The 15478-nt window shown below is 63.2% G+C and carries 15 protein-coding genes and 1 pseudogene; 1 reads left to right on the top strand and 15 read right to left on the bottom strand.

All coding sequences use genetic code 11. The features are described from left to right. Positions 1 to 39: 39 nt before the first annotated feature. The 13 genes and pseudogenes from ACUVYZ_RS03525 to ACUVYZ_RS03465 form a co-directional block, all read right to left on the bottom strand. Positions 40 to 465 (bottom strand): type II toxin-antitoxin system VapC family toxin, encoded by a 426-nt coding sequence (locus ACUVYZ_RS03525; RefSeq protein ID WP_439933054.1) that lies wholly within the window; start codon positions 463 to 465, stop codon positions 40 to 42. A 57-nt stretch (positions 466 to 522) separates the two neighbouring features. Beyond that, a complete protein-coding gene (locus ACUVYZ_RS03520; protein ID WP_439933053.1) occupies positions 523 to 786 on the bottom strand; it encodes a type II toxin-antitoxin system Phd/YefM family antitoxin in 264 nt (87 codons plus the stop codon). A 111-nt stretch (positions 787 to 897) separates the two neighbouring features. After that, a complete protein-coding gene (locus ACUVYZ_RS03515) occupies positions 898 to 2748 on the bottom strand; it encodes an asparagine synthetase B family protein (protein WP_439933052.1) in 1851 nt (616 codons plus the stop codon). Next, positions 2745 to 3842 (bottom strand): nucleotidyltransferase domain-containing protein, encoded by a 1098-nt coding sequence (locus ACUVYZ_RS03510; RefSeq protein WP_439933051.1) that lies wholly within the window; start codon positions 3840 to 3842, stop codon positions 2745 to 2747. Before ACUVYZ_RS03510 ends, ACUVYZ_RS03515 begins: the two co-directional genes overlap by 4 nt. Before the next feature lie 24 nt (positions 3843 to 3866). Beyond that, positions 3867 to 3986 (bottom strand): annotated as a pseudogene (locus tag ACUVYZ_RS03505) (hypothetical protein); the annotation flags it as partial. Further along, positions 3946 to 4314 carry a DUF559 domain-containing protein gene (locus ACUVYZ_RS03500; RefSeq protein WP_439933099.1) on the bottom strand — a complete coding sequence of 123 codons (369 nt, stop codon included), beginning with the start codon at positions 4312 to 4314 and terminating at the stop codon, positions 3946 to 3948. The gene ACUVYZ_RS03500 and the pseudogene ACUVYZ_RS03505, both read right to left, overlap by 41 nt. Before the next feature lie 143 nt (positions 4315 to 4457). Beyond that, positions 4458 to 5435 carry an HprK-related kinase A gene (locus ACUVYZ_RS03495; RefSeq protein ID WP_439933050.1) on the bottom strand — a complete coding sequence of 326 codons (978 nt, stop codon included), beginning with the start codon at positions 5433 to 5435 and terminating at the stop codon, positions 4458 to 4460. Beyond that, complete coding sequence (locus ACUVYZ_RS03490) at positions 5428 to 5748, bottom strand: HPr-rel-A system PqqD family peptide chaperone (protein ID WP_446033027.1); 321 nt, start codon at positions 5746 to 5748, stop codon at positions 5428 to 5430. Before ACUVYZ_RS03490 ends, ACUVYZ_RS03495 begins: the two co-directional genes overlap by 8 nt. 14 nt (positions 5749 to 5762) lie before the next feature. Continuing rightward, positions 5763 to 6278, bottom strand: a complete 516-nt coding sequence (locus ACUVYZ_RS03485) for a hypothetical protein (protein ID WP_439933048.1) — start codon at positions 6276 to 6278, stop codon at positions 5763 to 5765. A gap of 577 nt (positions 6279 to 6855) precedes the next feature. Then, complete coding sequence (locus ACUVYZ_RS03480) at positions 6856 to 8130, bottom strand: hypothetical protein (RefSeq protein WP_439933047.1); 1275 nt, start codon at positions 8128 to 8130, stop codon at positions 6856 to 6858. A gap of 177 nt (positions 8131 to 8307) precedes the next feature. Next, positions 8308 to 9783 carry a polysaccharide lyase gene (locus tag ACUVYZ_RS03475; RefSeq protein ID WP_439933046.1) on the bottom strand — a complete coding sequence of 492 codons (1476 nt, stop codon included), beginning with the start codon at positions 9781 to 9783 and terminating at the stop codon, positions 8308 to 8310. A gap of 164 nt (positions 9784 to 9947) precedes the next feature. Continuing rightward, complete coding sequence (locus tag ACUVYZ_RS03470) at positions 9948 to 10826, bottom strand: glycosyltransferase (protein ID WP_439933045.1); 879 nt, start codon at positions 10824 to 10826, stop codon at positions 9948 to 9950. A gap of 142 nt (positions 10827 to 10968) precedes the next feature. Continuing rightward, positions 10969 to 11598, bottom strand: coding sequence for a tetratricopeptide repeat protein (locus ACUVYZ_RS03465; RefSeq protein ID WP_439933044.1), 630 nt, complete (start codon positions 11596 to 11598; stop codon positions 10969 to 10971). Positions 11599 to 11750: 152 nt separating this feature from the next. Here ACUVYZ_RS03465 and ACUVYZ_RS03460 point away from each other — a divergent pair, with 152 nt between their 5' ends. Further along, on the top strand, positions 11751 to 13211 hold the full coding sequence (locus ACUVYZ_RS03460) for a hypothetical protein (protein ID WP_439933043.1): 1461 nt from the start codon (positions 11751 to 11753) through the stop codon (positions 13209 to 13211). A 643-nt stretch (positions 13212 to 13854) separates the two neighbouring features. On the opposite strand, the gene ACUVYZ_RS03455 is transcribed toward ACUVYZ_RS03460, so the two are convergent. Further along, entirely contained in the window at positions 13855 to 14199 is a 345-nt protein-coding gene (locus tag ACUVYZ_RS03455) for a glycosyltransferase family 2 protein (RefSeq protein ID WP_439933042.1), read from the bottom strand. Positions 14200 to 14212: 13 nt separating this feature from the next. Further along, on the bottom strand, positions 14213 to 15442 hold the full coding sequence (locus tag ACUVYZ_RS03450) for a pyridoxal-dependent decarboxylase, exosortase A system-associated (RefSeq protein WP_439933041.1): 1230 nt from the start codon (positions 15440 to 15442) through the stop codon (positions 14213 to 14215). Between the last annotated feature and the right edge of the window lie 36 nt (positions 15443 to 15478).

Here is a 15478-nt window from a genome sequence, read left to right as displayed (position 1 = left end):
ACTACGGTACCGCCCGTTCCAACAGCGACCGTGCGACGCTCAAGAAGGGCTTTTATCTTTTCCGGCAACGAAAGGATTGAGCAGGGGGACGGAAAAGGGTTTGAAGTCGCGCGTGTTGCGCGTGACGACCGTAAGACCGTGGATGAGCGCGGTGGCGGCGATCAGCGCGTTCTCCAGGTGATGGTCGGGGCGGCGATGCATCAGTTTCGCCCAACGACGGAAGACGGCCGCGTCCGCCGGTAATATCTGGGACGACTGCGCGAGCTGTTCAAGCCAGATTTCTATCTCGCCGGCCTTCGCGGCATCTTGCTCACGGGTGATTTCGATACCTGCTTGGATCTCGCCGAGCGTCACCGCCGAAAGATACAACGCGGTCTCCGGCACGGCTTTGAGCCAAGACAGCACGGCGCGATGCGGATTGCGTTTGCGGAGCTCCGAGACGATGTTGGTATCAAGCAAGTACATGCCGTGAGCTCATAAGAGTTCCGTCACGCCTCGGAGAACGGCGACCGCCTTCCCCTGCTACGGATTTTTTGCAAGCTTCAGCGCTCGACGGCGGCGGCGCCCCCTTGCTGGAACCTCCAGATTCCGAGGCGCGCCGGGCGTGAGCAAGAGCGCCTTGAGCCGGGGCCGAGCCTGCTCGCATAGGCGACGCCATTCTTTGACGGGCACCAGCACGGCCGCCTCCTTGCCACGCAGAGTGACGAACTGCGGACCTTCAACCAAGCTCGCACGCAGCAGCTCGCTGAAGCGCGCCTTGGCATCCTGCACCGGCCATGTGGACATGGTTCGCGTCGGTCGGAAATGAACTAGTCACTATTCTAGTCAGGTCGCTCTAAAGGTTCAAGCCGGCCTTCAGGGGCGCGCCGAAGCGCGCCCTTGCTTCTTGTCTCAAGCTCAGGCGATGGCCGCCGGTCGCTCGGCGCGCGCCTGCCGCTCCCGGGCCTGGAGCCATTGCTCCAGCATCATGAGGATCCACACCATTTCCCCATAGTACCCGGGATGCTGTGGAAGATGGGATTGGATCAGCTCCCGTAAAAACGTTTTCCGCACCATGCCGCGCTCGCCCAGAGCATCGAGGCTGGCAAAAGCCAGTTCCCGAAGGCCCGGATGTCGCAGCACCCACACGCCGAAGGGAAGCCCGAAGCCGTGCTTCTTCTTGCGCAGGATGGCTTCCGGCAGGAAGCCGCGCAGCGCCTCCTTGAAAAAGTAGCGGAGCCTCAAACCCCGCACCTTGAGGCGTGGCGGCAGGCGCAGGGAAAAATCCACGAGCTCTTCCGCGAGGAACGGAAAGGCCGCCTGCACGCCAGCGAGCGCCGTCGCCCCCAGCACCTTGGGCAGGTCGTTGTCCGCCAGGGTGTATTTCCAGTCGTACTCCAGCATGCGGTTCACCAGGGCGCGGGCGCTGGAGGCGCCATAGACCGCCCTCTGCTGCGCGAGGGGCGCCGCTTGATCGACCGAGGCCAGGAAATCCGCCGCGAGCAGGTGCTCGGCCCCCAGCCGCGTCAGCAGGTTGTACGTTTCCAGCCGGTCGGGCATGGGTAGCCGCGCGTGGCGCACGTAGGCTGCGGCTTTGCGCACGAGGGGAAGCCGAGCGAAGGCCGTCGAGTCGGCGAGTAGCGGCTCGACGAGGCGGCGGCGCACCGGCGCCGGAATCGCTTCGTAGAGCGCGAAGAGCTTCTGCGTGGCGTACCGGGCATTGCCGCCGAACAGCTCGTCGCCGCCGTCGCCCGCCAGCAGCTTCTCCACGCCCGCGGACGCCGCCAGCTGGGCGCAGCGATAGGCGGGCAGCACCGAAGAGTTGCCGAAGGGCTGGTCGTAATGGGCCGCCACCCGGGGAATGCCTTCCACCAGCTCCTCGGGCGTGAGGTAGTGCTCGTAGTGCTCGGCGCCGAAGTGGCGGACGGCGATGCGGGCGTAGGCCATCTCGTCGTAGCCCGCGGCGTCGAAGCCGATGGAAAAACTCCGGGCCGGGCGCCCCGTCACCTCCTGCAACATACCGGTCACGGTGGAGCTGTCGGTGCCGCCGCTCAAGAAACACCCGACCGCCGCCCCATCGGCTTCCCGGGCCACCGCCTCCCGCACCAGCCGCCGGAACTCTTCCGCCAGGGATCGGAGCGGCGCCGGCCGCTCTTCTTCGAAGCGCGGCACCCAGTGGCGCTGCACGCGCACGCCGTCCCGGTTCGCCTCCAACGCATGCCCCGCCGGCAGGCGGGAGACGCCCCGAAACACCGTCCGGGGCGCCGGGATCATGTGGAAGTAGAGGTAATCGAATAGCGCCTGGGGATCCAGCTCCGGGGCCCGGACGAGGGGCACCCGGTCGGCGCGGTTCGAAAAAGCGAGCCGCGTTCCCTCCCGGGCGTAGCACAGGCTCTCGCGGGCGAACCGGTCCACGGCCAGCACGCCGCGGCCCTGGGCGAAATCCAGGATCGCCACCGCGTACGGGCCCTTGACCATCGGCGCCACGGCGGCGCCGTGGCGCCGGTACAGGCGCAGCCAGCATCGCGCCGGGGATAGGTCCGCCGCCCCTCCACCAGCCTCGGCTTCGAACCGAGGCCGCCCCCAGGTCAAAGCCATGGCAGTGTCCTGGACCGCCACGTCGGCGGCCAGGGGGTCCACCACCACTTCCAGGCCTGGCGCCGTCCAGCGTTGGGCCGGCCCTCCCTGGGGGCGTTGATCGACCCGGGGCGCGCCTCCCGGCCGCACGCCAGAAAAATCCACCCAACCGTAAATCAAGGCTTCCCTCATGGTGCGTTTGCAGTTTCGGCGGCTGATCGCCGCGCCTTGACGAACATGTGCTGCACCAGCAGCCCCAAGGGCAGCTTGAGCCAGGTGGCGCGGGCGAGCAAGACCCGCCGAGCCAAGCGGCGCCCCGGGCCAGGGAGGCGGTCCGGATCGGGGGGTGGTAGCACGGAGGCGATCAGCGGCTCCACGAGCCACTTGACCGGCGCGGGCGGCACGGCGCCCTGGACCTGCGAAGCCAACTGCCGGGGCACCGGCGTGCCGAAGAACCGGCCGGCGAAATGGAGCCCGTACCAGAGGGGGCGGCCCAGTCCCAACACTTGGGCGCGTTCCTGCAGCGCCTCCCAAAACCCGGGCTCGACCCCGAAGCCGCGCAACAGGCTATCCAGATCCGCCAGGTCCCGCAAGCGGTTGCTGCAATCGGAATCGTGGAACAAGTGGGCGGCGGCGTGGAGCACCTGATCCGCGGGGGCCAGCACCCGCCATCGGCTTCCTGGGACCGGGCGGGCCGCGTCCAGCAGGCGCTCGGGCGGCGGCCGCAGCTTTCCCAGGGGCGGCAGAATCGTGTGATGCACGTCCAGCTCCAGGGCGTGCTCAGGATGCCGCAGGGGCGGCAGTTCGTGGGTCCATTGCCGGTAATAGCGCTCGTCGTGGGCGTCCAGGGGCTTGGACTGCCAGCCCGCTTCCCGCAGCCGGGCTTCCACTTCGGCCAGCGCATCCCGGGGGACCAGCAGGTCCACGTCCCCCACCAGCCGCCCTTGTGCGCAGGGCAAACCCTGGACCAGGTACGCGGCCCCCTTGAGGAGCACCTGAGGAACCTCGATGCCTTCCAGGGCGGCCTCGACACGGGCGAGGGTCCACAACACGGCCTGGCGTTGGAACCGGGCCAGCGCCGCTTCCGAATCCAGGTGATTTCGCACCGGCGCCGGCAGCGCTTCCAGCATTCCGGCCCTCTCCAGCCGCGCACGCAGAGCAGCAAGCAGCCGGGCGGTGCGCCCGACCCGCACCACCCCGTCCCAGGCGACGAGATCCAAGCGCAGTGCCGACTCGGGACGAGCGAGCAAAGTTACAAGGGAGGCGATCGGCGGAGGCAGGGGCATCGACTAGGGTCCTCAGATGGGCTATCACCCCTCTCTCCCCGAGGGAGAGAGGCGGGGGAGAGGGGGAAAAGAGGCGAGGATTTTCTCCAATACCGCCGTCGACTCAGTCAAAACTTGTGAATCCCAAAAACGCAAGAGCCGATAGCCGCGCTCTTCCCGCTAGGCGTCGCGTATCCGATCCGATGCGCAACCCTGGGTGTTGCCCGCCATCGACCTCGATTATCAGCCGGGCTTGAAAGCAGACGAAATCCACGATATCGGGATGGGTTTCGGCGGTGAGGATGAAAACCCATCCCCACCCCAACCCTCCCCTTGAAGGGGAGGGAGCTCCATCCCCACCCCGGCCCGTCCACGGCCCGGCAGGCAGGCCGGACCGGCTCCGTGGGCGAGAGAGCAGTGCTCTGCAAAACCCCCGCTCCGCCCCCTTGAAGGGGAGGGAGCTCCATCCCCACCCCCGCCCACGGGCCAGCATCCCCCCGAGATGCTCGCCTTTCAAAAGGAAAGCAGGCATGCCGATGTCATCCTCCCCCTTTCAAGAGGGAGGTTGGGAGGGGGTGGGGTACGCGCGGTCCAGAGCAGCGCCTTGCGACATCCCCTCTTTCCGATTTCTTTTCGTCAGCCATGTCCGGTAACGTCCGCTCGCTTCTCGAAAGTGCCCTCTTGTTCCCCCGCCCGGGGCGCTCGGTCCGTCAGCCGGTCCACGGCGCGGACGGCCTGCTCCAGATCGCCGTACTGGAGCCGATACGCTTCGCACGCCCGAGTAAGCCGGGCCACCGCGTCGAAGGCGGCGGGGCCCAGGGTTTCGTAGTTGAATGCGTTGCCCGAGAGCTTGACGAAGGCGCGGGGAGCGGGGACGCGCTCCACCGCCACGGGGGAGCCCGGTGCGTACTTGGGAAAGACGATCAGAAAGGGTTGCGCGGGGACGTGTCGTCGCTCGACGCTCTCGGGCGAGGGCGCCAGATGGGCCACGGTTCCCTTGCGGGTCTTGGGGAATTCCGGCCCCAGCACGGCTTGGGAGGCGAAGCGCCGGATCACGCCGATGGACTCGTTTTTGAGCGCAACAGGGCGCAGCAGGGGCAACAGCCGCCCGGACTCGAGATCCACGACGCCGAACTCATCAGAGAGCAGGCGGTAGCCCCGGCAGGCGAGCCCCGCGGTCAAGGTGCTTTTCCCGGAGCCCGGATGGGCCGGAAGCACCACCGCCCGGCCTTCCCGCTCCACCACGCCCGCATGGAGCAGCAGATAGCGGTGGCAGCGCTGGGCGATGCACCAGTTCATGCCCCACTCCAGCAAGGGCAAATGGGTATCGGCGGGAAACGGCTGGAAGGGGACCGATCCGTCCACCTGGAACACCACCTGGGGACGCACCACCCGCCTCAAGCCCCGCTGCCGATAGAGCCCTACGGTCAAGTCGAAGAAGCCTTCGGAAGGCAGCGCCGGGAAAGCCCCGTAGAGCCGCTTCAGCAGATCGGGGAGGGCGGGTACGTCGGAGCGCACCCGCGCCCGCACCAGGCCGAAATCCAGCGCCAGGCCGGCGGAGCGCAAGCGGGTGGCGATGGCCTCGTGGGGCAGGCCCGCGACGGTTTCATTCATCGGCGCGGACGACGAGCCCCATGCGCTCCAGCTCCTCCAGGAGGAGCAAGACCTGGGATCGCCAATGGGCGTCGGCGGGAGCGGAACCCTCGAGGGCCGCGGCCACCAGATCCTCCAGGGGCCGAGGCCCGGAGGTCAAGGCGTCCAGGACGCGCAGCGCGGTCTCGTTGAGGTAATGGGTCTGCCAGGACAGAGGATTGAACACCAAAGCTTCGCCCCCCTCGCGGAAGATGCGCAATCCCTCGGAAGCGCGCAATGCCCAGCGCCGAGACGAGCCGGAAGCGATGGGGGTGCCGTCCCGCCTGGCGCCCACGCCCGGAAGGGGCTTCAGACCTTGATCGGAGAAACCGAGGTCCAGCAAGAAGTGGTGATCGGCGTTCCCCCGTTAGGCTCCCACGCGTAGCCCACTTGCCGGATGTCGGTTCCCTCACCGTCCACGTAAGAAAGGGCGTAGTAGTTTCCGGGGGCCTTCTCGAAGCGATGGACGTTGAAAACCGTGTACTCCGTGAGTTCGGCGCCAAACTTGCCGCTGCCCTGGTTCACCAGCCGCCAGAACCGGGTGTTGTCGGTGCCGATGAAGTAAAGGCCGGGAATCTTTTTGTGCGGGTTTTTGTAGAGGTGATAGACGTAGAGTCTGACCCGCATCCACTCGTCTGCATCCACAGCCGATATCTCGGCGGGCTTGGTGCCGTAACTCGTCGCCTTAAGTGCATCGTTTTCCACGCACGCGGCAGCGCTGCCCACGGCGACGGCCGAGGCCGGGCGCACCGTCAACACCAGCGGCGCGGCGACTATCCCTTTCAGGAGGCCGCGACGGCCTTTTTCGATCGGTTCGTGATCCATAATCCCGGGAAAGGCGCTTGGCTCTAACCTCTAGTGACTAGCAAATTGTGTACCGGGTACCCCGGGTAGACGCCAACACCTTGAACAAGCCCAAGTATAGCCAATCCTGACGGACCGGGCGGGTTTTTGGATGACCGGAATGTTAAGTTTTTTGACATCCCGATCTCCCTTTACGGCCCCCTTAATGCCCATAGTCCACAACTCGTCAACCATTCACTGGCTATTTCCGCGCCGCCCTTCAAGGAAAGAATCAGGAATGGAATGGTTTGGGCGGTGATCATGAAAACCCATCCCCTCCCTAACCCTCCCCTTGAAGGGGAGGGAACCCCATCCCCTCCCCTAACCCGCCCACGGCCCGGCATGCCCATGTCCTCCTGCCCCTTCAAGGGGGAGGCTAGGAGGGGGATGGGTTCTATGTGTGTGCAGACGCGGAGCGGCCCTCCCCGAACCCCCAGCCGCCTCTCGAAGGAGAGAGAATCGAATTGCGGTCCCCCAGTGCCATGATGGGACGCGCGCCAATGTGGAACGCCCGATACCACCTGGGCAGGGGCGGCGAATTTGGGGGTGGGCCTAGGGCTCACGGGCCCGCCGTCCGGCGGGGAGACCCGCCCGGACCGCCCTCCAGGGCAAGGGGCCTGCCTTCGGGCCGGTAAGCGAACGCCCCCACTGTCCCCGCTTTTCGGGGCAGCCCGTCGTAGTCCATGGTCGCTTCCGGCAAGCGCCGGAGCCGCTCGGGCAGCGTGTCCGAAGAGAGCCGCAATGCACCCAGGGGCGACACGTCCAGATGCGGGGGAGCGGCGAAAGGCGCCCGTAAATACTGCGCCGCTTCGGCGTAGGGCAAACCCAGGTTTCCTTCCCCGTCCAGACCGAAAATAGGCTCCCCCGCGAACACAGCGTTTCCGGCGACCACCGGCGCATGACCCGGCGCTACGCCGCGAACGACGAGGCCCGCGTCCCGGGCGACCACGGTGTTGTGGAAAACGTGGATTTCCCGCGGCAGGCCGCGGTGAGGCTGGATGAGAATGGCCGAACCCGAGGGGTTCACGAAAGCGTTGTTGTAGAGGGCCACATTGCCTTCGCCCTGGAACAGGGGTTCGCCGGAAGGATTGTCGTAGAAGAAGTTGCCGTAAATAAGGTACCGGTCGTTGACCCCCGGGCCTTCGGGCGGCCAATGCCCCACGAGGAGATTCGGGCGCGCCCTGGGGCCAGTGGAAGCGTTGTTTGCCTTGCTGAACACGTTGTGGCGGATGACGGTCTCACTATCCCCGATGGGCATCCCGGCAAGCTGCGGCCTCCCGATCTGGTGCTTGATCTGCAGGTTGTAGCCGATCGTGTCGCGCACCACGTTGTGCTCGATCAACCCGGAGACGAAAGGGGCACGGCCGTCGGAATCGCCGAGATAGAGTCCCGTACCGGCTCCCAGGATCACGTTGCCCCGGATCACCCATCCCCAAGTGGGGCACTTGGTGGAGATGCCCACGATGGACTGATCGACCCCGTGATTGATGATCAGGAGGTTTTCCAGCGTGATGTGGTGGGCGAAGGCCGCGTGGCCTTCGGCCTTGACTCCATCCGCGATCTGGCTCCGCCCGTCCAGCACCAGATTGCGGACGACGATGTGAGCGGCGTTGACCAGGCTCACGGTATTGGCGCCCCGGCGGGCGAGGAACACTGGCCGCTCTCGGCCGGGGATCCCCGAGATCGCGATGGGCGCTTCTTCGGTCCCGCTCAACCGATGGATGGGAAGCCCGTAGCGATACGTCCCCGGCGCGAGCCAGAGGGTATCGCCGGGAGCGAGCCGCCCGAGAATGGCCAGATAATTGTCCGGGCGCCCCGTGTACTCGGCAGCCATCGAAGGCGCGCTGAGCGACACGAGGCTCCACCCCACGAGGACGGCCACGGTTCGCAGGAACTTTGTGTGCCTCGACACTCTCATCAGCCCACAGCTTGCTCGGGCCGCCCTCCTGTAGGGTGCGTTGAGCGAAGCGAAACGCACCGAACGATGCTGACCCATACGACGGTTTAGGCCCTACCGTGACATCGGCCCCACGTACTCGCGAGAAATCACCAGGTTGTCGATGAACACGTCCTGGTCGTAGGGCGAGGGCGTCATGCCCCCATGCCAATAATTGACGTGGATCTTTTGAATCTTGATCTTGGGAATGTCCCGGTAGCGGACGTCCGTCTTCTCGAACACGAGTCGGCCGTCGAGCCACACCTTGTAGATCCCGTCGTTGTGGCCCGGCGTGTTCATCTTCACGTAGTGCTCGATCGCGTACCAGCGGTTGTTCTCCAGAAAACCGCGCGGCCCAAGAGACCATACCCAGAGGTCTCCATATCTGCCTTTCTGGTCCGCGTGGTAGGCGTAGCTCGCGGCGATCGTATAGCGCGCGAGGGGGTTTTCCCGCTCAGGCTTGCGCAGGAACTCGCTGCGGATGGACCAGCCGTTGGTGCCGGTGGCGCGACCCTGCATGCCGTAGGTGCCTGCCACCCCAGGCATCTTGCCCCCATCAGCGATAGGAGCCCAGTTGCTGCCGAAGCGCTGGTAATAGCGGAAGTAGATCTCCTCCGGTTCGCTCCCCTTTTCGAAGTAGTACTCCATGTTGAGCCCCAGGTTGCCGCCTTTCCTGACGGTCACGCGAAGGGCCCTTCCCTGAAGCGGCTCGAAGCGCAAGCTTTCGTCCCGATCCACCACCCGGAACACGCTTTCTTTCTGGATCGCCCACCCGTTCGTCCAGGACCGGCTCTCGAACCCCTCGAACTTGACCACCGCCGGGTCCCGCTCGATGCCTTGATCGTTGGGATAGCGATCGGCAAGGCCCCGACGCACCTGAGCGCTGCGGTCGATCCGCGGGGCATCCAGCTCGTAGACTCCGGCTGTCGCCGCGCCGGTCTGTCCTTCGGCCTGTTTGGTGAGTTCCAGAACCGCGCGCTGGAGGCCGCTGGCGGCTGCGACCGGGCGCATATCGAAATAAAGCAGTGACCGATAGCCACCGCCGATGCGCAGGATCTCCATCTTCCCCAGCGACTTGTTAGTGGAACAATGCAAGGAGGTGTCGGCGGCCGGCGGGATCTCCTTTTCGGTTCTGTCGGTGAACGTGATCCGCAGCCGCGGGTGATAAGCAGGTTCCGAGCTTTCGCGGCTGTAAAAATTGACGACCCCCGAGCGGGTCGCCGGTATCGCCTGGACGAGCAATCCCCCGTTGGACGAGGGTTGCTCCAGCCAGCGCCGAACGAGTTCCGTGACATCCCATTGCACAGGAACCGCGCTGGCCTCCTGGGCAATCACTCGTTCGGCGTAAGGCTCAGGACCGTCCTGCTTGCCCTTGGCATCGATCCAATCGCCGCCGCGCGTTTTCCAGGGGATGCGAGCCGCGGTGTTGTAGTAATCGCAGGTAGCGCCGCTGGGACCGTCGTAGAGCGGTATTACCTCTTCCGCAAGGCAGACCGAGACCACCGTGAACGTGACGACGATAGGGGCAAATCGAAGGTAGAAGGAAACCATCCCCGCTCGATGAGCTGTATTGTGATTGAACTTACCGAGAATTACGCAACTGGATGACAATTGCTTTGCCTATGCTGACGGCAAGGCTCCCCTCTCTCCGTGGAGAGGGGAGAGAGCCATACAGCGCATCGCTTCGTGGCAGGATTATGTAAGGCACCATAGCATCAGGAGCCGACTTCCCCGGCTGCCTGGCGCGCCCGCCCGATCCTGCGCATCTGGCGCAGGGCGACCATATGCGTCAGCGTGTAGATGCCTTTCCAGGGCAGCCTCAGGGTATCGGCACCTGCGTACAACTCCTGGATATCGGCGGGCAATCCCGCCAGCCCCATCCGCCGCAGCCGTGGCCCCAGAAGCTGGAACTCGAAGTGCCGCCGCCCGTAGCGCACGAGTCGCCGCCAATACTTGGGCCATTCGCTCAGCTTTCCGATGGGAACCGAATCGAATTCGAAAACCGCATCCGGGCAGGGATGGATCAGGCGATCATCCCACTCGCCCCGGGGCTCCAAGTCCCACTTGATGAGAGCGCCCAGGAGGCCGTCGTCGCCCTCGAGCTTGAGGGGCAGTCGCACGCCGTGGCGCCTCAAGCGTTCGACGAAGGCGCCGCGCAAAGCGTACAGATTCGCCACAAGGCCCCGTTGTTCGAGGATCTCTCGCCGGTCTTTCACCATGCTGCGACCCGAGCCCGGGACGGCGGATGCTGCATGAGCATGGGAGTCGGCTCGTAGCGCTTCGGCCATCGTCGAGAGGGAGCCCGCACGTATCCGTGCATCTCCATCCATGAAGAAGTAGACCTCTCGACCGGGACACCGCAGAGGGACCGTTTCATGGATAAAGACGTTCCAGGCGTTGCATTTGTCGCCGAGTGCGATCGAGACCAGATGAACCTCTGAGCGAGAGCGCGAATACTCGCGAACGATGTCCTCCGTTCGATCGGTGCATCCGTTCGCCATCACGTATATGTCCAGCTCGTGCTCCGGCTCCGCGGCACACAGGCTGTCCAAGCATACACCGATCTTTTCCTCCTCGTTGTGTGCCAAGACCATAACAGGCCAAGCGGAACCTGTTTTCATGGTGATTGCCTCATTTCAGTCTGCCACGGCACGGCCGACTTGCCTCCCCCTCCTAAGGGGGAGAGTCGGGAGGAGGATGGGGGACCTTTGCTTCAAAGCCAAGCGTCAACCGAGACTACTTCCAGTGACCTTTCGCCTGCAGCTTTTCACGTAATCCGGTCAAGGGGTAACCAAGCGCATAGGCTCGCTTCGCGTGCTCTATGGACTTGTCGTACTGTCCAAGTTCGAAATAGGCTAAGCCGAGGTTATAGTCGAGGTTCGGGTCCTCCAGCCCCAGTGCCTTCGCCTCCTCGAATTGCTGCAAGGCGGCCTGGGGATTGTTTTTTCGCAGGAAGTAAATTCCGTAAACGAGCCGCACGTTGGGGTCGTCGTTGGCGAAGCGCAGCGCCCGGTCAAAGTAACACTCCAGGGTATAGCGTGCCCCATCCGGCTGATCACGCTTCTCTCTCTCGGAAAGCCGAATCATGGCCATAAGCGCCCTGGGGTGATTGGGAAAGGCCCGAAGCGTATAGTCAATATCTGCACCTATCTTTCCCGTACGCCCTTGGAGCAGCGATTCAATACCGGCTGTGAAGTGCGCGCCTTCAACCAGCCTTTTCTGCTCGGAGGTGGCCTTGCGATAGTCGAAAGGGCCATACCCGTTGGCCAAATCGCCGCAGTCCCAAGCATGATAACCTTGATGAGCCGCCATCACCGGAACTCCCATGTTCAGAAAGCCTAACAAAAGGAACATAAGAAAGCGCACGGCAACTTCTCCTATTCCACAATCGCTCTCATCCGGAGCATTGCCCATATACGGCACGTCGCCTCCGTTCTAAAAAGGGGCCATAAGAAAATACTAACAAAGTGTTACAGTTCGGGACACCATTTTTGTACTCCGGCAACGATCGCAGCCATATGATCTCGTTGCGCCACAGCAAAAATGTTTTTATGGTGACTTTCACTCTCATAGAAAGCCGGTTTTGGAGTACCGCAGTGCGCAGCTTGATCGCTTGCTTCCTAGTCACCGGAGTTTTGGCTTCAGACTTGGTTCGTGCTGAACATGGCGTTGACGCAAGTTCTTGGAGCACAGGAACGAATGTCGGCACCTACGACCCGTCTACTTTTACATGGAAGCCAGGCCGTGATGCCAAGGGACTCATCAACCGCGTGTCCTTCGAGCGGTTGCCACTCAAGACTTGGGTCAAGGCGGATGGCACTGCCATGAAAGACAACCTGGAGCCGCGGATCAAGGCCGCGATTCCCACCTGGAGAGAGCTCGGAAACTGGGGCTTGTACACCCGGGCATGGAACGGATTTGCGGTGGACCGAGAAGGTAACCGAGCCTGGTTCTTCGGCGGCGGCCACGCGGACGGAAGCAACAACGGCTTGTATCGACTCGACGCGGCCAAGCTCCAGTGGGACATCGAAGCGCTGCCGAGCGATCCGGCCAAGTGGGATCCCAGTTACGCAAAGCGGCCTCCAGCGACAGGAAGTTACACGGTCTACACGGAAACGAAGGCCCAATGGGAGAGAGATCGCAGCGAATACTATGACATCGACAATCAAGGGAATCCAACGGCCCGCCATACTTACCGCTCCCTAACCTACGACCCGATTGATCAAAAGGTCGTCATGGTGTGCCGTCGCTGGTGGGATTTCGATCTCAAGACGCGCAAATGGTCCGTGCGCTTTCCTTTCGACAGATCGTTTCGGTCCGGGGAAGATTATCGGGGCGCGGAAGGGTATATGGGCGAAAACATTGATTCGACCTTTGACGAGCGAAGCGGCTTCGTCATCGCCGGGCCCACCGATAATGGCGACTATGGGCGGTTCATGGCCTGGAACCCAGCCACGAACGAGTGGCAAGATCGAAAAGATATCCAGGGCGGATATGAAGCGCGTGGCGGCACCCTGGAACGTCGTGGGCGGGAGTGGTGGCTCATCACGCTCGTCAGCCGCAAAAACATGCACGTGCGAGACTGGTGGCCGCTAAAGCTCCGCATCCATGACCTCGACACGCGACAGCGGCGGGTGGTGGAAGCAAGGCTCGACCCGCGAATCACCATAGACTCATTCTCCACCAAGGGACCCGATGGAGCGGCTTTGACTTATGTCGATGACTGGGACGCCTTTATCTACGCAGTGCCATTGATGAAAAACCGCGACGGAGCCGAGCGCAGCGTCGTTCTGCTTCTAATCGATCCAAAAACCTACGAAATCACCTTTGCAGACGAAAAACTTGGGATCAAGCCTGGTGCGCTGCCCGCGAATACGTTCCACGTGGTCGAACGTAATATGGTCTATTTTCCCCGCTTACATTTACTTGTCTGGATGGATTCGGGTGAGTCGCCCCTCTATGTCATGAGGACGCGATAAACCTGATGCAGGACGATAACAGGCGAAGCTTTCCAACGCAGCCCTGACTCTAGCTCACCGCCTATTTTCTACCTAGACGCCCTAGGGCGATCGAGCCCGCGCTGGCCGCAAGATAAGCGATAGCTTTGACCGAAAATGGACGCTCTTTGAGAGCCTCGGCAAAAGCGGCAGCCGCCAATGCCCTATTTCCCTCTCGGTACTGAGCAAGACCGAAGCTAAAATGACTCTGAAAACACCGACGCCTGAATTCTATCGGGTTTGGTTTCGCCCCATCGCGTCCCTCATAACCAAATCTGCGAATGGCGGATTTCCGCAGCGCAGATGCGTGATCCTTGCTAGATACTCTTCGTGAAGCTTGCCCGTGATGCACTCTATAAAGCGCTATCACCTGCCTGAGTTTGCAAAACTTGTAGCGTCTTGAAGCGCGAATCACATAATCCCAGTCATCTGCCGGCGGGAGAGACTCATCGAAAAAGCCAGTCTTGTGTATGACCTCAGCACGGAACATTGCTGTGGTCAGAAGCACCCAGTTAGTCAGCAGGAGTTGATGGTAGATCCAGCCCGAAAGCGTCTCCACGACATCGTCTGGATCAAGCGTGCGCTCGGGGAAGCACGCTTCGGTGCCATCAACCCAATTTTTGAATTAGCCGTACACGACGCCAATTTCTGGACGCCTTCGAAAGGACTCAAGCTGCGCTGCCAGCTTTTGGGGATGCCAGAAGTCATCGTGATCCAGAAAAGCGATGTAGCGGCCCTTTGCGTTCTTGATCCCCGTATTACGGGCTGCCGCCACGCCGGCGTTCTCTTGCCGAAAAATGCGAACGCGCGGATCATTTTTGGGTATCGCCGCTATCGTCCCATCGATCGACCCGTCATCGACCACCAATATCTCGAAGCCCCTGAAGGTCTGGGCAAAGACGCTGCCAATGGTCTGAGCAATGAAGCGCTCACTATTGAACGTGGGGACAATAACGCTGACTTCCGGCACAGCGACTTTCCTTTCAGATTAGAACTTCCAAAGGCGCCGGATGGCTCAGGAAAGCCGTCGGGCTTGCCGTGAGCCCGTAGGCGCCCGACTGGAAAATGACGATCAAATCCCCGAGGTGAGCTTCGGCCAGCTCCATGCGGTCCGCCAGCAGGTCCAGCGGCGTGCACAGCGGTCCCACCACGGAGACCACCTCTCGCCGTTCTCCCCGGACCCGGTTCCCCACCACCACCGGGTAGTTCTTGCGGATCACCTGCCCGAAGTTGCCGGAGGCGGAAAGATGGTGATGCAGTCCACCGTCGGTCACCAGGAACACGTGCCCCCGGGACTCTTTCCGGTCGATCACCCGGCACACGTAGATCCCCGCCTCGCCTACCAGGTAGCGCCCCAGCTCCAGCACCAGGTGGGCGCCCGGCAAATCGCGCCGCACGCGCTCGGTCAGCCCGGCGAGGTTTCGCCCGATGGGGGCGAGATCCAAGGGCTGCTCCCCCGGGAAGTAGGGAATCCCGAACCCGCCGCCGATGTTGACCACTTTGACCGGCGCAGGCGCTTCCCGGGAGAGGCTGACGGCCAGCTCGTAGGATTTCACCTGGGTCTCGACGATGGCCTCGGCCTTTAAGTTCTGGGAGCCGGCGAAGATGTGGAATCCTTCGAAAGCGAGGCCCAGCGCGCCCATCTCGTGGAGCAACTCCGGCACCTTCTCCGCGTCGACGCCGAAGGGCTTGGGGCCACCCCCCATTTTGGCTCCGGACGACTTGAGCTCGAAATCCGGATTCACCCGCACCGCCACCCGGGCAGGGAGTCCCAGTTCCGCCGAAATCCGGGCAAGCGCCCGGGCCTCCCGGAAGGACTCCACGTTCACCAAGATGCCGGCCGCGACCGCCTGGCGCAGCTCCTCGTCCCGTTTTCCTGGGCCGGCGAAGCTGATCTCGGCGGGCGCCATGCCGCTATCCAGCGCCACGCGAAGCTCCCCCGCGGAAGCCACATCGAGCCCGTCCACCCGCCCGGCCATATGGGCCACCAGCGCCGGCATGGGATTCGCTTTGACGGCGTAGTGAAGTCTCACCGCTTCCGGCAAGTGGCGCTTGAGGAGCGCCACCCGCTCGCCGATGAGGCCGCGGTCGTAGGCGTAGAAAGGGGTGCGGCCCACCCGCTCGGCAAGCCGGGTAAGGGGCATGCCGCCCACCTGGAGGCAATCGTCGATGACGGGGAAGGGGCAGACGAAAGCGTGCTCAAGGGCGCTCATTGGTTGCCTTTATGCTCTTATTGACAGGCACTTATT

It is taken from the genome of Pelomicrobium sp. P1 (assembly GCF_052805615.1).
Note: the sequence above shows the minus strand (reverse complement) of the source record. Positions and strands in the feature narration are given on the sequence as shown.